Genomic DNA, 21,407 nt, shown 5'->3' with positions numbered 1-21,407 from the left:
AAAAGAGAAGGAATCCGGCTGGTGCCGGGGGAGGGGAACTATGCAGTGGAAGCGATATAAGAAAAATGAGGGCTATTCCTATACCCTGGGACCCTTCCCCACCCTGGAGCTGGTGGAAAGCCGGCCCGACCTGGTGGAAGAGGTCCTTATCTCTCCGGCCTTCACGGACCTGGACAAGCTGGTCCGGATCCTGGAGGATAAGGCAATCCCCTACCGGCTTGGGGACAAGGCCATCCACCGCCTGGCCACCAAGGGCAATACCTTTGTTGTGGGTATCTTCCGGACCGACCTGCCCGGCTTGGGCGAGGAGGGGCGGACGGCCAACCACCTGGTCCTGGACCGGGTCTCCGACCTGGGCAACCTGGGCAACATCACCCGGACCATGGCGGGGATGGGGCTGAAAGACCTGGTCACCATCGGGGAGACCTGCGACATCTACCAGCCTAAGGCGGTCCGGGCCTCCATGGGGGCCCTCTTCAAGATCCGCCACAGCCACTACGACTCCCTGGAGGAATACGTCCGGGCCTTTGGCGGAGGGGGTCGGACCCTCTATCTTTTTTACTTGGACCCCACCGCCCGGGCCCTGCCGGACCTGGACATCCGGGAGCCATGGTCCCTGGTCTTCGGGAATGAGGGATCGGGCCTGGACCCCAAGGACCTTGCCCTGGGGCAGACCGTCTTTATCCCCCAATCCGACCAGGTCGACTCCCTCAACCTGACGACGGCCTGCGCCATCGGACTTTATGAGTTTCAACAAAGGAGGAAACATGCACCCCTTTATCGTCTTTGATTTGGATGGAACCCTGTTGGATACCATCGCATCCATCACCCATGAGGTCAACCGGACTTTCCAGGCGAATGGCCTGGAAAGCCTGTCGGTGGAGACTGTTCAGACCCTGGTCGGCAATTCCTCGGCCTACCTCATCGACCACGGGCTCAACCTGGCCGGGGGGAAGGACCTGGGCAAGGGGGACCGGAAGCGGATTTTGGATGAGTACAATCAAAATTACTATGACCACCCCATCGAAGGATCCGCCCCCTATCCGGGGATCGTGGACCTGGCCATTTGGCTTAAGGACAAGGGCCGGAAGCTGGGCGTCTACAGCAATAAGCCGGACCCCATCGTCCACCGGGTCATGGACCACTTCTTCCCTAGGGGCCTCTTCGATGCCGTCTCCGGCTTCCGTGAGGACCTTCCCCGGAAACCGGACCCGACCGGCCTCCTTCAGATGATCGAAGAGGCGGGTTTCAAGCGGGAGGACACCCTCTACATCGGGGATAGCGAGGTGGACGGGATATTGGGAGAAAATGCCGGCTTGGATACCGTCCTGGTGACCTATGGTTACCGGGAAAGCGAGGACTTGGCTGCCTTTACCTTCCCCAAGGTAGACAGCGTGGAAGCCTTGACCAACTACCTGAAAACAGGAAAGGGGGCCCTATCATGAAAGCCGTTCATGAATTCTTTTACCTGGCGGGGGATTGGACGGCCCTCATCATCGAGTTGATTGCCCTGGCCATCGCCATCTTCACCATCCTCCACGCCCTCTATGAGCTCCTGGTGGTGTTCAAGATGGACTTCACCCGCTTCAATGAGTCCGAGACCCTCCCGGCCGGCATGATCACCACCTTGGAGACCCTGATGGTGGCGGAGATTCTCAAGACCGTCCTCGTCACCCGGGATGCCCAAATCTACGACCTCATCACCCTGGTCATCCTGGTCCTGGTCCGGACCTTCCTGACCCACCACCTGGAAAAATCCGTGGATAAGCGGCGGGAGAAGAAGGGGAAGAAACCGGGAGAAAGCCAGGAAAGTTCGGAAGAATCGGTTAATATTACCGTAAAATAACAGAAGAATGATAGGAGGAAGGAATGACTCAACCATTAACTGCCCAAGACTTCAAGAATCAGATTAAGGCCGGATCCGGCGTCGTCCTGGTCGACTTTTTCGCCACATGGTGCGGGCCTTGTAAGATGATGGCCCCCAGCCTGGAAGAGCTGTCGGAGGAAGGCTACCAAATCTTCTCGGTCGACGTGGACCAGGAGAAGGAATTAGCCATGGAATATGGCGTTTTCTCCATCCCCACCATGATCCTCTTCAAGGACGGGGAAAAGGTGGATGAGTTCGTTGGCCTGACGCCCAAAGCCACCATCAAGGAGAAGCTGGACTACCTGGATAATTAGTCGGGAAGAGGTTTTCTGCCGGCAGGCAGGGGCGTCTTTTTGCGGACGGAGGGGCCTTTCAGCCGACAAGGGCCTCTGTTTGCCGACAAAATCGTGTTGGTTTGGTGGAAATCGGGAAACCACCACTCTTGTCTTTGGCCTAGAATAGTGTTGGTTTGGGGAAATTTGGGAAACCAACACTAATTTTTGTACCCGGCGGTCGTGTTGGTTTTAGGAAAAACGCTAAACCACCACTATTATTTCCGTCCACACAAGAGGAGTTTTGCCCGACGGTCGTGTTGGTATGCGGAAAAACGCCAAACCACCACGATGAGGCATGGTAAAAGGAGAGTGGTGATTCGCCAAAAACGGCAAACCACCACTACCCAAACGGAAACAAGGATTGCTTTGGATTGTATCGGGAGGGAAAAATGAGTCAAAAACGAAGAAAACTTCTTTTTTCGGTCGGGATCGGTGTCATTCTTCTCGGATTTATCCTCCTCATTGAGGGCGGATTCAGGATTTCCAGGAAAAGCCTGCCTGGAATACTTGAAGAAATTGAAAGGGGCGATGGGCGGAAAGTCTCCAGCGTGGCGGAGAAGGATGACCTAGCTATCGTCTATTGTTCAGGAAATGATGAACAAGAAGCCATCATCTATGAACTGTCGCAGAATCCTATCACAAAAATGTATTCGATCTCTGATCGTAACGTAACGAATAAAAAGTGGGGTGAGTTTATGAGTGTGGTGGAATCCCCCTTCCACATCTATTGCTATGAGGTCGATTTAACGACCGGCGGGATTTCGTTTTTTGAAGGCTCACTATGTGATCATCCTTATATTTCATGCGTTGTCATCATGTGGGGGATAATATTGGTGTACTTGAGCAAGAGGAAGAAAAAATGATATAGATATCCTTCAGATCTTAGAAAAAGAGCTCGAGTTTGGGTAGTTCCCCAAACCCAAGCTCTTTTCCTTTACTCTACCTCCACACCACTTTCTTCCTCCGTATCCATAAGAGGGGTGGATTCTTCCTCGCCCGATTCTTGGGGCTGAGATTCCTCGGGTGGCTTTTCCGGCTTGGTGGTCGGCTTATTTGGGCCGGATGAGGGAGCGTCCGCACTTTCCTCCGGATGAGAGGAAGATTCCGATTGGGCCGGCTGGCTGCTTTCTTGGGGCGGCTTAGCGGGCTTGGGGTTGGGGCTGGCGGGACGGGCCGGGGCCGGAGCCGGTGGAGGGGTGTTGGCGGCGGTTTCTTGACCGGGCTCAAAAAGGCCGGCATTGGTCAGGACAAGCTCTAATTCCACTTCGCTTTGGGGTTGGGAATAGCCGACGGTCCGGGTGGATCCATCGGGGTATTTTTCCCGGTCCCGGGGGCCAAAGTGGACGATGGCGGGCTGGGCCCGGCGGATGACCTTCTCGGACAGGGCTTCCCGGAAGAGGTCCTTCCCGTCCTGGCTGGTGATCCGGAAGGTGACTTCCGACTGGCCGCGTTGGCCCATCTGGATAATTTTCATTTCACCGGGTTCAAGGTGGAGATCAGCGACCGCACGGATGGGGTATTCTTCATCCACGGTCAGCTTTTCTTCACGGACCTCCTTGCGGAGGGCTTGGAGGAGGTCTTCAGGGGGATCAACTAAGTCGTATTTTTTTCCCGGGCTGCAGGAAGTGAGAAGGAGGCCACCCAGGCAGAGAATCACAAAGGAAGTACGTCGTTTCATTGGGGACTCCGAAATCTATAGCAAAGGGTAAAAAGGATCAATGGGCATAAAAGGCTTTCAAAGGGTCTCATCTCGTGTCTTTTTCTCTTCTTTTGTTTCATTATAACGCAAAGGATGTCAAGAAATTTTGAGACCGAGTGAAGAAGAGGTTTTCCCCCAAAATAATTCCCCCTGCATTCGGTATAATAAAAGCATTGACGAAGCAGGGAAGGGGGCGGCCATGGACCAGATCCGCATGGGCGTACGGACCTTAATTGAATACGTCATGCGGTCGGGGGATGTTGATGGCCGCTACCGGTCCAACCAGAGGATGCAGGAAGGGATCCGGGCCCACCGGAGGATCCAGGACCAATACGGGAAGGGCTATTCTAAGGAAGTCATCTTCCGGGACCGGACGACCCTGGAGGGGATCGAATTCGATGTTGACGGCCGGGCGGATGGGGTCTTCGAAGGGAAAAATGAGGAGGGAAAAGATCGGGTCCTCATCGATGAGATTAAGTCAACGACCCGGCCCCTGGACAGTCTGGACGGGGAGGCCAACCCCCTCCACTGGGCCCAGGCCAAATGCTATGCCCATTTCTACTGCAAGCAGAGGGACCGGGCTTCCATCGAGGTTCGGCTGACCTATGTCAATCTGGATGAGGACCTCCTTTATCGGACCTTCACCAAGATCTTCCAGAGGGAGGAACTGGAGGCCTTCTACCTGGACCTCTTGGGCCGCTATCTGGAATTTTCCCGCCTCCTGGTGGCCTGGAAGAAAAAGAGGGACGGGTCCCTGGCGGATTTTCCCTTCCCTTATGAGGACTTCCGCCCCGGCCAGCGGACCATGGCGGTGGGGGTCTATCAGACCATCGAAGAGGGAGGGGCTCTTTTCGTGGAGGCCCCCACGGGGATCGGGAAGACCATCTCCGCCCTCTATCCGGCCCTTCTGGCCATGCCTCGCCTGGGGGTCAAGAAGATTTTTTACCTAACTGCCCGGACCACCACCCAAAGGGAGCCCGCCCGGGCCATGGATAGGATGCGGGACCAGGGCCTTTGTATCAAGCAGGTGACCCTGACGGCCAAGTCCAAGATCTGCCTCAATGACAAGCTGGTCTGTGACCCCAACCACTGCCCCTATGCCAAGGGCCACTTCGACCGGGTCAATGCGGCCATCCTGGACCTCTTTCAAGCGGAGGATGGGATGGACCGGGCCACCATCACGGAATATGCAGAGAAGCACCGGGTCTGTCCCCATGAATTCCAGCTGGACATGACGGACTTCGCGGACCTGGTCCTCTGCGACTACAACTATTTCTTCGACCCCCGGGTCTACCTCCGTCGGGCCTTCGACAGCGATGACCCCACCACGGTAGTCCTGGTGGATGAGGCCCACAACCTGGTTGACCGGGGGAGGGAGATGTATTCGGCGGAAATCTCCCGGGAGGCCCTCCGCCGCCTGGCCGCCCTCTTCCGGGACAAGGCCAAGAAAAACGAGGACAAAAAAAGCAAGGCAGTCGACCGGACCATCGCCCGCAAGGCCGACCGGGCCGGCCGGGTCATGGAGGACTTCCACCAGGCCCTGGGCCAGCCGGACCAGGTGGCCACGGCGGAGAATCCGGAGGGCTTCTACCTGGCCCTCAAGGGCCTGGCCCAGGCCATGGACCCCTATTTGGCCAAAGAGGGGGATGATCCGGACTATGAGGAGGTCCGCCAGGCCTACTTTGACATCACCGCCTACACCAAGATCGACGACTGCCGGATGGAGGGCTTCCTCAACCTCCTGACCCTCCGCCAGGGGGACCTCTACTGGAAGATCCGCTGCATCGACCCGACCGACCTCCTCCAGGCCACCATCCGGAGGGTCAAGGCCGCCATCTTCTTCTCGGCCACCCTGTCCCCCATGGCCTTCTACGCCCGCCTTTTGGGCGGGGGAGAGTCCCCCCGGGTCCTCCACCTGGACTCCCCCTTCCCGCCCGACCATCTGTACCTGGCCCAGGTCTCTCTATCCACACGGTATAAGGACCGAGACCGGACCATGGAGGGCCTGACCACCCTTCTCCACCACTTCCTGGAGGGGGAAGAGGCCGGGGGCAATGCCATGGTCTTCTTTCCCTCCTATGCCTACTTGAACCGGGTGGCCCGGGCCTACCGGGACCGCTTCGGTGGGGAGGTCCTGGTCCAGGATCCTGAGGCTAGCCATAAGGACCGGGAGGCCCTCCTAGCCCGCTATATGGAGGAAGAGGGCCTGGCGGGCTTCTTTGTCCTGGGCGGGCTTTTTGCCGAGGGGATCGACCTCCCGGGCCTGGCCCTGACCCGGGTGGCTGTGGTCTCGGTGGGCCTCCCCGGCCTATCTTTTGAGCAGGACGTGATTAAGGACTACTTTAACGGGGAAGGTCTTTTCGGCTTCGACTACGCCTACACCTTTCCCGGGATGAACCGGGTCCTCCAGGCGGCCGGACGCCTCATCCGGACGGAAACCGACCGGGGCCGGGTCCTCTTGGTGGACGACCGCTTTGCCCAGGCCCGCTACCGGGCCCTCTACCCCAGGCACTGGAAGGGGATGCGGTATTTCTCAAGGGTGGAAGATTATATAAATGAGGAGAGAAAGGACAGATAATGGTGCGCAAAAAGGATTACTTGGATGTGGTGATCGACCGGGTGGACTACCCCAACCAGGCCCGGGGCTTCAAGCTGGAGTCCATCGAAGAAAATGAGGCGGACCGCCTCCTGGAGATGGACAGCTATTATGACAAGAGGCCTCATGGCCGCCCCATCGTGGCCAAGGGTGGGATCCCGGGCCAGGTCTACCGGGCCAAGGGCAAGCGGGCCAGGGGGGAGGCCAAGGAAGTCCTCCTCCTGGACCTCCTCCGACGGTCCCCATTGGAAAGCCCCGCCCGCTGCTCCCACTTCGACCGCTGCGGGGGCTGCGTCTACCAGACCCTGTCCTATGAGACGGAACTCATGCTCAAGGGGGGCCAGATCCGCCGCCTCTTCCAGGAGGCCGGCTTGGACCTGGATATCCCTATCTACCGGTCCCCTCTTTACGAAGGCTACCGGAATAAAATGGAATATAGCTTTGGGGATGAGGTCAAGGAGGGCCCCCTGACCCTGGGTCTCCACCGGCCGGGCCATTTTTATGAGATTGTGCCCACCCCTTTCTGCAAGATTGTCCCGGAAGACATGAACACCATCCGCCGGGCCAGCCAGGCCTTCTTCCGGGAAAAGGGGATCTCCTACTACCATAAGTCCACCCGCCAGGGGGCCCTCCGCCACCTGGTCCTCCGGACCGCCATGCACACCAGCCAGATCATGGTCAACCTGGTCACCACGTCAGACTCCTCCATGAGCCCCGACCTCCTCCGGGACTATGTGGACCGCATGACCCGCCTCCCCCTGACCTTCGACCTGGTCTCCATCTTCCACACCCAAAACGACGCCGTGGCGGATGCCGTCATCCCGGAGAAGGTCACTCTCCTCTATGGCCAGGAGGAACTCCAGGAAAGCCTCATGGGCCTGACCTTCCACATCGGTCCCTTCTCTTTCTTCCAGCCCAATGTCTTTTCGGCAGAGAACCTCTATGCCAAGGCCATGGAATTCGCCGGCGACCTGACAGGCAAGACCGTCTATGACCTCTACTCCGGAACCGGGACCCTGACCCAGCTCATGGCCAAGAGGGCTCAGCGGGCCATCGGGGTGGAGATTGTGGAAGAGGCCGTCGACAAGGCCAGGGAGACCGCCCAAGCCAACGGCCTGGCCAACGCCAAGTTCCTGGCCGGCGACGTCTTGGACGAACTGGACCGCCTGGCCCAGTCCGAAGACCGGCCGGACCTCATTATGATCGACCCGCCCCGGGAGGGGATCCACTCCAAGGCCCTGGAAAAGATGATCGCTGCAGGACCCGAAAAGATCGTCTACATCTCCTGCAACCCCCGGACCCAGGTCCGAGACCTCCAGCTCTTCATTCAGGGAGGCTACCGCCTGGTCAAGGGCCAGGCCTTCGACCAGTTTCCAAGGACGAAGCATGTTGAAGCCCTAACACTTCTTGTGAGGTCATTCGTAGAATGACCTCACAAGAAGATGTAGGTCTCATGCCAAGAATCTCCAAGAGAAGCACCCGCTATTGAATTTACTGAGGGCATCTCCTATACTTAAATTAAGGTCCGATATGGAAATAATTCTAAATAGATAGAGGTGTAGGCGTATGGAAATAAAGCGTGATTATTATTTAGATAAATTAATACGAAAAAAAGACAATGGGTTCATTAAGATTATTACAGGAATAAGAAGAAGTGGTAAATCTTATTTACTTAATAATCTATTTTATAATTATTTGATCCAAAGTGGTATTGATGAAAACCATATTATAAAATTTGCTTTTGATTCAGCTAGGGATTTATTAAAAATTGGCGAAGATGTAATGGATTTAGATGTACTAAGCGGTGAAAGATTAGTAGATCCTAAAAAATTTTTAGACTATATCATGAGCAAAACGAATGACAAGGAAAAATTTTATGTCCTCTTAGATGAAGTTCAATTGCTTAAATCTTTTGAACAAGTCTTAAACGGATTTTTGCGTCAAGACAATTTTGATGTTTATGCTACCGGGAGTAATTCTAAATTCTTATCTAAAGATGTCATTACTGAATTTGCAGGTAGGGGTGATGAAATCCATGTTATGCCTCTAGTTTTTTCTGAATTTCTTCAAACTTATGATAGCGACAAAGAAGACGCTTTTGCTGAATATCAAGTTTACGGCGGCTTACCAGCTGGAGCTTTAATGAAAACGGATGAAGATAAAATGAATTATCTAAAGGGGCAACTTGAAAATGTATATTTGCGAGATATTGTTCATAGGTATGACATACGCTTAACTTCTGAACTAGAAGACTTACTTAATATTTTAGCATCAGGAATTTCAAGCCTTACGAATCCAAGTAAAATAGCCTCAACTTTTAAGTCCATAAAAAAATCTAAAATTTCTGCAAATACAATTGATAAGTTTATAGGCTACTTTGAAGATTCTTTTATCTTAAAAAGAGTCTACCGATATGATGTTAAAGGGAGAAAATATATAGGCACACCTTATAAAATATACTTTGAAGATCTAGGGCTTAGAAATGCAAGATTAAATTTTAGGCAAATAGAACCGACCCACCTAATGGAAAATATCATTTATAACGAATTAAGATATCGTGGCTATATGGTCGATGTAGGAATGGTCATGAAAAGGGAAAATATTAATAATAAAGATATAAAGAAACAGCTGGAAGTTGACTTTATAGCTAACCTTGGAAGCAAAAGATATTATATTCAATCTGCATATAGCCTCCCATCCATAGAAAAAATAAATCAAGAAAAAGCATCCTTGTTAAATATTGATGACTCATTTAAAAAAATTATTATCGCGAAAGATCGAATAAAGCCGTTTTTAGATGAAAATGGAATTCTCACTATTAATTTATTTGACTTTTTGTTAAACAAGGAAAGTTTAGACCTATAATGAATAACTTAACGGATTCGTTATGGATATATTCCCACTGATGACTCACGTTGAGACGGTAGTATTGATGTCAAGGGTCGAAGGGTGATAGGATCGGAAGCCCTTGAAATAGGGCACTTTTCGGGTTTCGTCGGTTTCGAGCAGGTGGAGACGATGAACGCTCTACGGTAACTTATCCACGGCGGTTCTGCCGGGAAAGTGTGAGAGTGGAGTTGCCGAGATAGATGTCATTAAGTGGAGTTAGTGGATTAGATGTCATGGGTGTTGAGTGTCGGAGATAGATGTTGGAGGAATTGATATATGGCATCAAGGTACTTGTTCGAGAAAAGCACATTGTATCAAAGATAGCCTCTTGTTAGACGAGACCTGCGGTTCTGGCATTATCTTACACGCAATAAATTTGCTTAATGCAGAAGATGGTGGAAATAGACATTGTATTATGGCAACAAACAATGAAATTTCTGCAAAGGAAGAAGAACACTTAATTAAAACCGGATATAAAAAAGGTGATAACGAGTGGGAAAAACTTGGCATATCAAGATATGTAACTTGGCCAAGAACTCTGTGTAGTATAAATGGAGTTAATATATATGGTGATAAGCTTTCTGGAAGTTATGGTTTTGAAACAGAAAAATTTAAATTAGACGAAGAAAGTTCTGTTTTATCTAAAAAACAGGTGCTATTACAAAAGAGAATGTATATCGATAAACAAAAATCCAATTATATCCTAATCTGGCAAAGTTGAAGCTGTCAGATGGTTTTACCGCTAATGTAAAATATTTCAAATGTGATGGGACACCGAGAAAGCCGGAACACTATTTGCTGAGCAATGCACTTTGTTTACATATCAAAGAAATGATAGAGATTCAAAACGCAATTGAAGTGGACAATGTTAAGAATGTGCTTTTGCTTAATAAGAATGATTTTAAAATATCATTTTGAATCCCGATATTTATGCCGAAATTGAAAATGTATGGGTAAATCAAAATATTATTCTTAATTCCGAAGAACTGAAATTGTTGAAAGCAAAAGGCTTCAAATACATTCTACAAGAGTTCTTCGGTCAGGAATTAAGGGAGGCGGCTGAATAATTTTTAATGCAACACTATATCCTTTTCAAACAAAACACGAAGAAAATCTATTGGCAAAGTGCGCCGACCACGAGGAAATCGTACTTTATGCACCGGCGGGTTCAGGTAAAACAGTTATGGTGTGTAAATTTATAGATGATTATCTTGATGAAAATCCAGACACCGTATTTTTATGGCTTTGCCCCGGTGTTGGCGGTCTTGCCAAACAGTCGCAGGACAGTTTTGAAGAAGTGACATCGGGTATTCCTTTTGGCGATGTGTACTCTTTCATTACCGAGCCTGACCCGAGAGGACAAGTTTTCTTTATTAACTGGGATAAAATCAATAAAAAAACTAATGTTGTTCTCTGTGAGGGTGAGCATAAGGACTTGATGACCTTTCTCTTAGAGAATATAATGCCTTTTTGGTAAATAATCGTGATAAGCTTGTTGAACTGTTCAGTCAAATAAGTGCAAATGATATTGCCGATATTGAAGAAACAGATGTTATAGAAAGCAAATGTGGTATCCCCTCTTATCAATACTATAAGCAGCATAAGAAAATTCAAAGAACAGCTATTCTCAATATAAATGTATTTGAAAACTACGGCATCAACATTCTTATACATCCGAATAGAACAGTATCTGAGACAGAATTTGAGCGTTGGTGTGAAAGCTATGATTCTGTAAAGTGGATATATAAGAACGGTGATAAAGGCGATGAATATTTCAGCCTTGTTTACAGAAAGGCATTTCGTCATGCTCATTTTTATTCCGACTACATTATCGGCTTGGAAAACGGAGATGTATGGATTATTGAAGCTAAGGGCGGTATGACAGATGATGGTAGTTCGAACAATGTGGATAGCTATGCAAATCGTAAATTTGAGGCGTTAAAAGAGTATGGAGAAGAACATCCAGAAATCAAGTGGAAATTTGTGCGAGCTATCGGACTGCAGCTTTATCTTTCCAATACCGTATGGTGTGAAATTGCTACCAATCGTAATGTTTGGAAGCCGATTGAGGTGTTTATTTAAGCGACTTTTAGCGTCCAATATAAACTTGAATGGGAGGCACAGTATGAATAAAGTAAATGTAGTAAGTAAATTTGTCAATCCGTTTTCTCAAGATGTAAGGAGAATGTCCGAACGATTTGATAATGCAACAATTAATCACAATGTTAATGAATTAGAGCAATTGCTTGTAGAAGCTGAAAAAATGCTTTGTAATGAAAATGCTGCCTCCCAAGCTCAGTTATATTATTCAATGGGAACGGTGTATATTGATTTTTCAAAATTTAAAGGGATTTCAACCGAAAAGTCAACCGAAAAGCAGCTGTATTATTTTCGTAAAAGTATTTCATTGATTGAATTTAATGAATATTTTGATGAGAAGTACAAGCCATATGTTTTAGGATTTAAAAGAGTCTTATATACAAATTATGCGAATACTTTAGATCATTGTGGACGAAAAATTGCTGCTATTGAACAATACAAAAAGGCACTTAATATTGATGATAATTTTGGAATGGCTCTTGGAAATTTAGGTAGAGTATATCAACATTATGGAATGCTTGAATATGATAATGGGCATCGAGATATATTTCATTATTTCGCATACCATTATTTGGACAATGCTATTAAATCTACGGACCCTAATACATATTCTGAAGCTAAAGATTGTTTCGAAGCTACTATTGATTGTTATGCTCCAGAATATATTGAAAAAGTTTTAAAACCAGATTTATGCTTTAAACAGTTTTCTTACGAAAACCCTGATGAACTTAATTATCGCAAGTGGTGTTTAAGTAATGGTTTGTTTTTAAATACATTGAATGACTTGCCTATAGCAGAATCTTGCTTTGCAGCAGATGTAATTCAACTTCCGAATATGATAGCAAATATTCATTCCAAGCCTATTTTTCACGGAATGTTCAGTCAGCTTAAACAAGAATATATTTATGCAAGGCATCTTTATTACAGCACATTATCTTTTATATCAGAGCCACATTATGCGGATAAAGATACATATATAAAAGCATATACAGATTATTCTCTTTATTCAATTAGAGTAGAAAAATTGAAAACCGCTTTTAAAACGCTCTATGGACTATTTGATAAAATAGCATATTTTCTTGAGCATTATTTTGAACTCGGTATTAATGAGCGAGATATAAATTTTCGTTCTATATGGCGAGATTCCGCAGGTAAGGGAAAAAAAGCATATAATTATAAAAATGTGCTGAATCCTTCGGAAAACTTTGCTTTATCTTCACTATATTGGATTAGTAAAGATTTTTCGGAGAAATTTGAAGATTCTCTAAATCCAGAGCTGAAAAGAATATCTGATATTAGAAATTCGTTAGAGCATAAGTATACAAAAGTATATGATATAATCAACAATAAAGATATTCCCGAATATGGAGATGGATTGGCGTTATATGTTTCAGAAGAAGAATTGTATGAGGTAGTGATATTCTTATTAAAAATTCTTCGAGAGGCTATCATCAACTTATCTTTATGTGTAAATATAGCAGAAATACCTAAAAGGGAAGCAAGTAAGGATAAGCTTGTTTTACCAATGAGTCTTATGGACTATGAAGATGATTGGAAAATATGAGGTGATAATTGTATGAAGATAGGACGCAATGAGTCTTGTCCTTGTGGCAGCGGAAAGAAATATAAAAAGTGTTGTTTGGATAAATCTGATGAACAGCGTTTGGCTGAGGCTGTTTTGCGTTCTTCCGAGAATTTGAAAAACGAAGCACATATTAAGCAATGTCTACATCCAAACAAAGATGAGTGCGACGAAAAAATCATAAAAGCTCACGCGATTCAAAACAATCGAATCCTTAATAAAATTTCTGAAAATGGTATGATTATATCTATGGATGGAGTGCAACATCTCATATTTCAGATAGCAGAAACAAAGGGACGTAAAATTGCAACGGTTTTTACAGGCTTTTGCAAATATCACGATAAGATACTTTTTCAAGAAATTGAAGACAAACCATTTACTTGCACATCTAAGCAATTGTTTTTGATGACATATCGAACGATGGCTTGGCATTATCATAAAAAACAGGAACAGATAAATGCTATTTGTATTCATTATGAAAAACTTCGTGAAGAAGGTTTTGATTTAGCAAAATCGAATGATTTTTTAGATTACTTAACAATACTTTCTATCGGTAATTCGGATAATGATGCAGAGAAAAAGCAATTTGATGAGTACTTATTGGAAGAAAAATTTGACGTAATATCCTCTGTTATTTGGGAAATTCCTTATGAAGTAAGTTTCGCTGTTTCAATGATGACGGAACTTGAACACGATATTAAAGGAAATAAGCTAAATGATATGATGAGTGGTGAGCCAACCGCCAAAATATATCTTAATATTTTCCCTACTGAAGGGAAATCTCTTTGCATTTGGAGTTGGCTAGAAGACAACAACAAATGCTATAAAGAATTTGGTAATCAATTTGAACAGTTAAACATAGTAGACCGAGAAAACTATTTCAATAACAATCTACCAAGATGGACTGATTCGATTGTGATTTCTCCACGCTTATGGGATTACTGGCAACAACCAATTCAGGAAGCGTTTATTACACACGCAAATTTTGATGTTCTCTATAGGCAGATGGAACAAGAGACCAACGATTATGCCTATAAATATATGGATACTCCGTGGAATTTATTTGACAACTTAGCAGAACAATGATTGAAATATTTGCGAGTAAATAACGGCTTTAGTACAGCGAGGTGTTGCCAAATGTCGACACCTCGCTGTGAATTTGAAAATATGTACATTTGTAAATGATGTGAGACCAAAAAAGTAAGTTGAGATCCCCTGTGTGCTATCCTAATTACTGGCGAGCTAGCCCGCCAGTAATTGGGCTCTTTTTTCCATAGGCGTTAGCCATTGTAGCGTCTGCATAGGTAGTCGGTTGGATTTGTAGAGATAGTGCTTCATTTGTAGAAGCAGATCTTCATCACTGTAAAAGGACAAGTGGGCGTAAAAACGCTCATTGTCATTGCGGTGACTTCGCTCGACCTTTCCGTTATGCCTTGGTGTACTGGACCGGATCAGCTTGTGGGCAATCCCTTTTTCTTGACAGTAAAGATCCAAAGGATGGATCCGATCGGTTTCTCGAAAATGAGTGAATTCAACTCTATTGTCGGTTTGAATGGTCTGGGGTTGGTAGCCGAAATGACGGATGGCCATTTTTACAAATTGGACGGTGGAATAGGAAGATTGTTCACGGAAAGGGTAAATGAAGCGTTCTCGGCTGGCTTCATCGATGACAGTGTATTGAAAGAATCGATCCGGCATTTTCCCCACGTAACAAGCGTTTGGAACATATTTGACATCGAGTTGCCACTTCACGCCGAGTGCTTTCGGGGTATCGTAAGGCTTCGGAATATAGGGTTTCTTCTTTGAGGCTTTTTCTTGGTAAAAGCCTTGTTTCCGCAGGAAGCGGAAAAGTGAACAGGGATGGCGGCGGTAGCTCTTTTGAAATTTCAGTTTGGCGTAGAGTTCAATGAGGGAGATGGTTGGATTTCGCCGAATGAAATGTTGAATCGAGGTTTTTTCTTCTTCCGTATGGGCAGTTGCATGCGGACTTTTCGGTCGGTGGGAACGGTCCATTAGTGACTCTCGGCTGCCGTCAAAGCGGCGATTCCAACGCATAAGAGAGGCTTTTGAGATCTTGTAGCGTCGAATAACGAAGTTGACAGAATATCCTAAACGTTACGTTTTAACCGCATAAAATCTTGTTTCTAAAGTATGTGGAAGATAGCGCTGAGTTTTTGTTATACTGGTAGACATAGAGAGAATCCTTTCTTTGTTTGCTTTGCGCTTTCATTGTACAGGTTTTCTCTCTATATTTTTTCTTCTTGGTCTCACATCAATTGTATCTCTACACTGACCGATAACAGGGGAATGAATACAAGTGGAATTTATAAAAAAACAGGCTATAATAACAAAGATAAGTAAGGTCAATTTATAATCAAAAACACAGATAGATGGGCGGTGATATTATATGGCAAAGCGAAAATTTTATGCTGTTCGAGTGGGCAGAACTCCAGGGGTCTATCAGACATGGAATCAAGCGGAAGAACAGATAAAGGGATTTTCTGGTGCAGAATATAAGGCGTTTTCTACGGAGGAAGAGGCAATAAAATATCTTTCTTTTGAAGAAACTAAAGAAAGTATTAAGCCATCCTATGAAGTATCTGATATGAATCGAAAAATAGAATTGGAAACAAAAAATTTACAGGCTGGAGAAGTAATTGCTTTCGTGGATGGGAGTCATTCTTTAGATGCTGATGGAAAAGAAAAATATAGTTTTGGAGTTTTTCTTATAACCAATGAATCAGAAGATAGTTTATATAAGGCTTTTGTAGATAAAACTTATATGGAATCAAGGAATATTGCAGGTGAAATTGAAGGTGTTAAGCAAGCTATTTTATGGGCTATTGAAAATAAAAAACAAAAGATAAAAATCTTTTATGATTATGCAGGTATTGAAAAATGGGCGACAAAAGAGTGGAATGCCAAAGTTAAAATTTCACAAGAGTACAGCAAGTTTTTTGATGAGAAATCAAAGCTGATCAATGTAGAATTTGAACACGTAAAAGCTCATAGTGGAATTGTGTATAATGAAAAAGCGGATGAGTTGGCAAAGAGAGCATTGTTATCACAAGGCTATAAAACATATAATGATGGTTCTATTTATTTCATCGGTTTTCAAAAGCAAGATTGGCTTAATATGGCAATAATGTTGAATGATGAAATTAATGAGGAAGGTGTCGAGAACAAAATTGAGGTAGAAGAATCGAATCCAAAAGATTACTTGGATAAATTGCTACTTACATTTGATGGGCAGCGTGTGATCATTAACTGTTATAAAGGGTGTAAATCCTATGTTCAAGGGAAACAGAGTGTGTTATTTCAAAAAATCATTTCATTGGCAATTGAAAAATTACCAACAGAAAATGCTGTTATAGAAGTGCTAAAGACATATCATGCTTTGAATGTAGATGAGTCTGAAGTAGAAAATGCTTTTTCTACAATACTTTCTAATTTTCCACTAAACGATAACGATATAAAGCTTAGAAATACTTTACTGTCAGCGGTATTTAATACACTAATAACAGGTTATATGCCGGATTATACTTTTTTGGTTACTCCACTTTTCAGAGCAATGGAATTCTATTTGCATAGGATTTTGAGTGATAAGTTAGGGAAAAATACAACAACATCAAAAGGAAGAAATAACTTTTCATATTTCACTCTTGATAGCACAACAAATAAGTACGAGTATAATTCGTCGAAGAAAAATCTAAGTAATAATCAAATCAATTATCTCAATGAATTGTACAATAGATATAATAGAATGAGACATCCTTATGCACATTGGTCAGAGAATTCAATGGAAACACAAGTCATAACAGATATAAAGACAGCCCATGATTTAATTACGGAGGACTTGCATTTTATAAATAAATACTATATAACATTTTAACTAGATTTTTAGGGAAATCATATTAAGAGAGAGGAGGAGATGCTATAATGAAATCATATCTGATAAATAGTTTAAAACAGGGCGGATTTAATTCCATTATTACCTTGTTAGACTATCAAACACAAATATCAAGATGTTTAAAATCCATTTGGATGTCTCCGAATGAAACAGGAAAACTCTTGATAGATACGATATTATGTTCAGGGATGAATGAATATCGTTTTATTGAAACTACTTTAAATGAAGATGGAACAATCAATTTGAATCAATACAAGTATGTTAGTGTTGATAATGATGTACTTGAAAAAGCAAATGAAATTGTAAAGTGTCAGTCTGTTTATTTAAGAAATTCTGTATTGCCGGAATCACAGATAAAAAAAATTGCACAAAACTAAATATTAGATAAAGATGAAAGGATCAAAGCACTTAAAGAAATTTAGGTGCTTTTTTCATATCATATACTTGACATTAGAGGGAAGCGGTGGATTTATGGCATGGGCAAAAAAGCGAGGTGATATGGAGTGAACAAAGATCCATTTAAGGAATATATCAGGGAATCTGAGCCTGCAAAGCGGGACAAGGGCTATGCATGGCATACGGCCATTGGCCTGCAGGCAGTTGACGGGTTGAAGACATCAGAATATCTGGTGCATACTGCCGTCTGGAATATCGAGGGCGAGATTTCCTTTGAAGAGGCAAATGCGCTTTTGCAGACCTACTACGAGGAAAATCCTACTCGTGATGCGTCAGACCGCACCGAGGAGGCCGACAAGGTTTCTGCCCGGATTGCCGCGCTACTTTCCGAGCGTGCCTTCAGCCTTACGCCGAATGAATATATCTCCATTCACAGCGTAAATTGTAACTTCTAATGCAACAAATCATGACCAATCTTTAGAGTCCTTTTCTTCCCCCATGGGGGAAGAAAAATTTAAACAACAATGCCCATCTTCTCAAGCTCCCGGTGAAATAATTGTTCAGACGTCTTCCCTTCTAACCTTCTCTTCGGGTAGTTATTGAAATGGGTCGTTATTTCATTCAACCGTTTCTTACTTACCTTTGAAATATCTGAGCCCTTGGGAATGAACCGACGAATCTGCCCATTCATCTGCTCATTACTTCCTCGCTCAAAAGAGCAATAGGGATGGCAATAGTAGATCTCTGTTCGACGCTCACTCTCTATAAATAAAGAAGACATCAGGCCCTCCACATCGAAAAACTCACTCCCGTTATCTACAGTAATCGTCTTGAAAAGCGCAGAGAAGGAAGAATACCCCAACCTCCTCTCTAGCCGGTCAAGCTGGTTTTGAACCTGCTTCTGGCTTTGTGAAGAGAGCTTAAAGTTTAATGAATAGTTGGTTTGTCTCTCCACTAGAGTCAAGAGACAAGAGCGACCACCTCGTCCGGATTCGACACAGTCCATCTCCCAATGACCAGATTCACTCCGCTCATTCGCAACCTTAGGGCGTTGGTCAATCGACTTGCCTCTCATTCGAGACGATTGTCGTACTCGACGATATTTTCGTTTCGCTCTCTTTCCTCTACGCGGTAGGTCTCGATTGGTGAGGTGAAGGAAATACCCCTTGCTAATATAGCTGTAGAGGGTCTTGGTACAAATTTTAGTGGAGAAAGAAAGTCCTTCACTTTCAATTTTCATGATTACGGCATCCGGTGAATATTTCTTCTCCAGGATCCAGTATTCGACAAAATCGTGGAAGGACTGATCTTTACCAAGCTTTAAAGCAGGACCTTTTGCTGTGGCATTGGAATCAATAAGGTCCTGTGCCACTTCCACTGAATAAGAAATGTATTCTTCCAGCATGGTATTACGCTGAGTGATCCGGCCTCTTTTGAGTTCTCGGATAATGGTTGAGCGATGAACACCCAGTCTTTCTGCCATCTCGCTTTGTGATATTTGCTTCTTAACCGCTCTTCTGTGATTTTCAATGACCATCTTTTCCAAGGTTTGACGGCCTTGGTAAGTAAAATGGCTTCCTTTTTTTCGAGTCGTGGTACAATAAACGTAATCCATGGCTTCTCCTTCTGTGTTTTTGTCGTTATTAACACTTTAACAGATTAGCCATGGATTTTTTTTATTTGTTGCATTTCATTTTACAAGTCGCCTGTGGGGGAAGATATGCGAGATAAATTCAAAAAAGTTTTAAATCAAGTTATTTCAGAATATGAATCAAATGAAAACATACTAGGATTGCTCTTATTTGGATCATTAGCTAAAGGAACGGAACACTCTAGAAGTGATATTGATTTGATTGCGATAAGTGAAGAGACTGAAGATAAGACTACAAATAAGCTTTATGGGGATATAGCTGTCCAAACCATATGGAGAAGTAAAGAGGATTTTCGATTTAAAACATCGAAAAGAACGAGATTTACTCCTGCATCTAAAAGCTACAAGGTTTTAATTGATAAAGAATCTTGGATAAGAGAATTTTTGAAATCTGATATTGTTCAAAATACTTGGAAAGAGCCACTTCCATTGACTGAAAGAGAAAAGCTATTAATGTCTACTGATTTTGCCTCAAGTTTAGACGCTATAAAAGGTTTAGATGAGCAGGGAAAACACATTGAAATAGAAATGTTTATTAATGATTACATATTTTTAGGGTTAGAACTTCTTTATAATAATCGGAAATGGTTTATTAAGCCAAAGAAATATATTCTTGAAGATCTAAAAGTTAAATCACCGGAAGTATGGGATCTTGTAAGAGAAATATATTATTCTAAATCGGTCGATAATAAGTTTGATAATTTTGAAAAGTTTTATTTTAGAATTATTAAATCTATTGATCAGGTTCCGAGAGAATATACTATCTATTGGTAAAAAATATAAAGGAGTATAGTTAAGGCCTTAACGGAATAGTTTTTTGGAGAAGAATTATGGAATATACTTTTGAGAAACTAAACAAAAATAATTTCAGTAAGTATTTTGATTATTTATTATTGGCTACTAGATTGGAACCAGAACTTATGTGTTCCTCTGATATAAATGAAGAAGAACTTTATGAAAGATTAGATGATGAATTAGCAAAAAGAAGCACTTCAATATTGGCTATGGATGAAGATAGAGTGGTTGGAAGAATAGAATATCATTTTTATTCATGTTTTCAGGATGGATATAGAATATGCTATGTCGACTGGCTATATGTATTACCAAAGAATAGAAATAAAGGGATAGCAAAAAAGCTGTTTAATGAAATGATTAAAGATTGCATTAACCATAATGTTGATGAAATTCGCCTAATAAGAGCTACAAATAAAAATGCATGTGACTTTTACGAAAGTTTTCAATCTGCCAAGCTTTGTGAATTTCCATTTTTTATACAACATTTACATTAGGATATTTGGTCTATTCGGTATCGTGTCTCCTAAGATTTCCAAGAAGAACAAAGCGCCGCTTTAGAATTGAGATGTTAATGTCTTGCTTTCTTGATGATAAGATTTGATCCGCCCCTCCAAAGACATATAAAATGGCGTGTTATATGCCTATCACGCATATATCTATTGATTTTTTGCCTTTTCACTATTATGATATTTATGAAAGGTAGGTGATTGATTCATGGCTAAAGTAAGCACAAATATCAACCTTGATCCGGTTCTTAAGAAAGAGTCTCAAGCTTTATTTAAAGATCTCGGTATGGATCTCACAACGGCAGTAACCATTTTTCTAAAACAATCGGTTAGGGAGCAGGCGATTCCGTTCGCCATTAAGCGCGATATGCCAAACGATGAAACTACTGCAGCGCTTGATGAGTACGACGATATGAAAGCGAATCCTAAGAACTACAAGCGTTACGATTCTTTTTCGGATGCACTAAACGAGGTACTCAATGCTTAAAGTCATCCTATCCAAACGCTTCAAGAAAGATTTGAAGCTTGCCCAAAAAAGAGGACTTGATCTTCGCCTGCTCAATGATGTTGTGGATTTGCTGGCTCAGGAAAAAGCGCTTCCTGAGAGCAACAAGGATCACGCCTTAACCGGCAAGTATGCTGCATTTCGAGAATGTCATATCAAGCCGGACTGGTTGCTTATTTATCGTGTGGAAGAGGAGGCTCTTGCACTTATGCTCTTTCGAACAGGTTCTCATGCCGATCTCTTCAATCTCTAAAGTCACCCCTTGCGGGGTGGCTTTTTTTGTTATGCCCATGTTCACCCATAAGTGCTGTGATTCTCGAATGGCACTCATGACATGGATATGAAGAGGCCTTAAACATCTGTATTAAAGGTGGCAATAGTTCTAACTATTGAAAATGAACATAAATAGAAATACAATGTTAGCATAAACTAACGAAAGAAGCGGATGCGTATGCGATACTTCCTAAGGGAGGAGCGGGGCGTAAGCCATTTCAGATGATAGGGGAATGAAGCGAAGTGATAAGGATCATTTCTAGACAGTGATTTGGCGAATTGGGATTAACGGATTAGATAATG

General features: G+C 43.9%; 21 protein-coding genes and 2 pseudogenes. 20 read left to right on the top strand and 3 right to left on the bottom strand.

Features of this window, described 5'->3' with window-relative positions; translation table 11 throughout:
- Positions 1 to 40 precede the first annotated feature (40 nt).
- The 5 genes from HGKM_RS01750 to HGKM_RS01730 all read left to right on the top strand — a co-directional run bounded on the left by HGKM_RS01750 (position 41) and on the right by HGKM_RS01730 (position 3,065).
- A complete protein-coding gene (locus tag HGKM_RS01750) occupies positions 41 to 790 on the top strand; it encodes a TrmH family RNA methyltransferase (protein ID WP_019133601.1) in 750 nt (249 codons plus the stop codon).
- Positions 768 to 1,445: an HAD family hydrolase gene (locus HGKM_RS01745; RefSeq protein ID WP_019133600.1), complete on the top strand. Its 678-nt coding sequence runs from the start codon at positions 768 to 770 to the stop codon at positions 1,443 to 1,445. Before HGKM_RS01750 ends, HGKM_RS01745 begins: the two co-directional genes overlap by 23 nt.
- Positions 1,442 to 1,846, top strand: a complete 405-nt coding sequence (locus HGKM_RS01740) for a DUF1622 domain-containing protein (RefSeq protein ID WP_019133599.1) — start codon at positions 1,442 to 1,444, stop codon at positions 1,844 to 1,846. The genes HGKM_RS01745 and HGKM_RS01740 overlap by 4 nt, the downstream gene beginning before the upstream one ends.
- A gap of 23 nt (positions 1,847 to 1,869) precedes the next feature.
- Complete coding sequence (trxA, locus tag HGKM_RS01735) at positions 1,870 to 2,181, top strand: thioredoxin (protein WP_019133598.1); 312 nt, start codon at positions 1,870 to 1,872, stop codon at positions 2,179 to 2,181.
- A 410-nt stretch (positions 2,182 to 2,591) separates the two neighbouring features.
- Complete coding sequence (locus HGKM_RS01730; RefSeq protein WP_019133597.1) at positions 2,592 to 3,065, top strand: hypothetical protein; 474 nt, start codon at positions 2,592 to 2,594, stop codon at positions 3,063 to 3,065.
- Positions 3,066 to 3,136: 71 nt separating this feature from the next.
- On the opposite strand, the gene HGKM_RS09145 is transcribed toward HGKM_RS01730, so the two are convergent.
- On the bottom strand, positions 3,137 to 3,880 hold the full coding sequence (locus HGKM_RS09145) for a G5 domain-containing protein (RefSeq protein WP_019133596.1): 744 nt from the start codon (positions 3,878 to 3,880) through the stop codon (positions 3,137 to 3,139).
- A 220-nt stretch (positions 3,881 to 4,100) separates the two neighbouring features.
- Here HGKM_RS09145 and HGKM_RS01720 point away from each other — a divergent pair, with 220 nt between their 5' ends.
- From HGKM_RS01720 to HGKM_RS01685, 8 genes are all read left to right on the top strand, one after another.
- Positions 4,101 to 6,479, top strand: a complete 2,379-nt coding sequence (locus HGKM_RS01720) for an ATP-dependent DNA helicase (RefSeq protein ID WP_034579254.1) — start codon at positions 4,101 to 4,103, stop codon at positions 6,477 to 6,479.
- Positions 6,479 to 7,927, top strand: coding sequence for a 23S rRNA (uracil(1939)-C(5))-methyltransferase RlmD (gene rlmD, locus HGKM_RS01715; RefSeq protein ID WP_019133594.1), 1,449 nt, complete (start codon positions 6,479 to 6,481; stop codon positions 7,925 to 7,927). Before HGKM_RS01720 ends, rlmD begins: the two co-directional genes overlap by 1 nt.
- Before the next feature lie 136 nt (positions 7,928 to 8,063).
- A complete protein-coding gene (locus HGKM_RS01710; protein WP_019133593.1) occupies positions 8,064 to 9,362 on the top strand; it encodes an ATP-binding protein in 1,299 nt (432 codons plus the stop codon).
- 268 nt (positions 9,363 to 9,630) lie between these two features.
- On the top strand, positions 9,631 to 10,107 hold the full coding sequence (locus tag HGKM_RS08695; protein ID WP_154645895.1) for a hypothetical protein: 477 nt from the start codon (positions 9,631 to 9,633) through the stop codon (positions 10,105 to 10,107).
- Between the two features lie 342 nt (positions 10,108 to 10,449).
- Positions 10,450 to 10,863, top strand: coding sequence for a DEAD/DEAH box helicase family protein (locus HGKM_RS01700; protein WP_081585075.1), 414 nt, complete (start codon positions 10,450 to 10,452; stop codon positions 10,861 to 10,863).
- Positions 10,857 to 11,468 carry a hypothetical protein gene (locus HGKM_RS01695; RefSeq protein ID WP_034578881.1) on the top strand — a complete coding sequence of 204 codons (612 nt, stop codon included), beginning with the start codon at positions 10,857 to 10,859 and terminating at the stop codon, positions 11,466 to 11,468. Before HGKM_RS01700 ends, HGKM_RS01695 begins: the two co-directional genes overlap by 7 nt.
- A gap of 43 nt (positions 11,469 to 11,511) precedes the next feature.
- The gene (locus HGKM_RS01690) at positions 11,512 to 13,050 is read left to right on the top strand and encodes an LA2681 family HEPN domain-containing protein (protein ID WP_034578879.1); all 1,539 of its coding nucleotides are present in this window, start codon (positions 11,512 to 11,514) and stop codon (positions 13,048 to 13,050) included.
- Positions 13,051 to 13,062: 12 nt separating this feature from the next.
- Positions 13,063 to 14,154, top strand: a complete 1,092-nt coding sequence (locus tag HGKM_RS01685) for an SEC-C metal-binding domain-containing protein (protein WP_019133588.1) — start codon at positions 13,063 to 13,065, stop codon at positions 14,152 to 14,154.
- Between the two features lie 156 nt (positions 14,155 to 14,310).
- On the opposite strand, the pseudogene HGKM_RS08690 reads toward HGKM_RS01685, so the two are convergent.
- Positions 14,311 to 15,261 (bottom strand): annotated as a pseudogene (locus tag HGKM_RS08690) (DDE-type integrase/transposase/recombinase).
- 214 nt (positions 15,262 to 15,475) lie between these two features.
- Here HGKM_RS08690 and HGKM_RS01675 point away from each other — a divergent pair.
- From HGKM_RS01675 to HGKM_RS01665, 3 genes and pseudogenes are all read left to right on the top strand, one after another.
- Complete coding sequence (locus HGKM_RS01675; RefSeq protein WP_019133586.1) at positions 15,476 to 16,960, top strand: ribonuclease H1 domain-containing protein; 1,485 nt, start codon at positions 15,476 to 15,478, stop codon at positions 16,958 to 16,960.
- Positions 16,961 to 17,007: 47 nt separating this feature from the next.
- Positions 17,008 to 17,355 carry a type II toxin-antitoxin system RnlB family antitoxin gene (locus HGKM_RS01670; RefSeq protein WP_019133585.1) on the top strand — a complete coding sequence of 116 codons (348 nt, stop codon included), beginning with the start codon at positions 17,008 to 17,010 and terminating at the stop codon, positions 17,353 to 17,355.
- Between the two features lie 126 nt (positions 17,356 to 17,481).
- Positions 17,482 to 17,808, top strand: a pseudogene (locus HGKM_RS01665) (antitoxin VbhA family protein); the annotation flags it as partial.
- An 80-nt stretch (positions 17,809 to 17,888) separates the two neighbouring features.
- On the opposite strand, the gene HGKM_RS01660 reads toward HGKM_RS01665, so the two are convergent.
- On the bottom strand, positions 17,889 to 18,989 hold the full coding sequence (locus HGKM_RS01660) for an IS30 family transposase (RefSeq protein ID WP_019133583.1): 1,101 nt from the start codon (positions 18,987 to 18,989) through the stop codon (positions 17,889 to 17,891).
- A gap of 105 nt (positions 18,990 to 19,094) precedes the next feature.
- Here HGKM_RS01660 and HGKM_RS01655 point away from each other — a divergent pair, with 105 nt between their 5' ends.
- From HGKM_RS01655 to HGKM_RS01640, 4 genes are all read left to right on the top strand, one after another.
- The gene (locus HGKM_RS01655) at positions 19,095 to 19,799 is read left to right on the top strand and encodes a nucleotidyltransferase domain-containing protein (RefSeq protein WP_019133582.1); all 705 of its coding nucleotides are present in this window, start codon (positions 19,095 to 19,097) and stop codon (positions 19,797 to 19,799) included.
- Positions 19,800 to 19,855: 56 nt separating this feature from the next.
- Positions 19,856 to 20,314, top strand: coding sequence for a GNAT family N-acetyltransferase (locus HGKM_RS01650; protein WP_019133581.1), 459 nt, complete (start codon positions 19,856 to 19,858; stop codon positions 20,312 to 20,314).
- Between the two features lie 220 nt (positions 20,315 to 20,534).
- Complete coding sequence (locus tag HGKM_RS01645; protein WP_019133580.1) at positions 20,535 to 20,813, top strand: type II toxin-antitoxin system RelB/DinJ family antitoxin; 279 nt, start codon at positions 20,535 to 20,537, stop codon at positions 20,811 to 20,813.
- Entirely contained in the window at positions 20,806 to 21,084 is a 279-nt protein-coding gene (locus HGKM_RS01640; RefSeq protein ID WP_019133579.1) for a type II toxin-antitoxin system RelE/ParE family toxin, read from the top strand. Before HGKM_RS01645 ends, HGKM_RS01640 begins: the two co-directional genes overlap by 8 nt.
- Positions 21,085 to 21,407: the final 323 nt, after the last annotated feature.

This window comes from Kallipyga massiliensis ph2 (genome assembly GCF_000311985.1).
GTDB lineage: Bacteria > Bacillota > Clostridia > Tissierellales > Peptoniphilaceae > Kallipyga > Kallipyga massiliensis.
The sequence above is the reverse complement of the archived record's forward strand: the minus strand, read 5'-3'. Positions and strand labels throughout refer to the sequence as shown.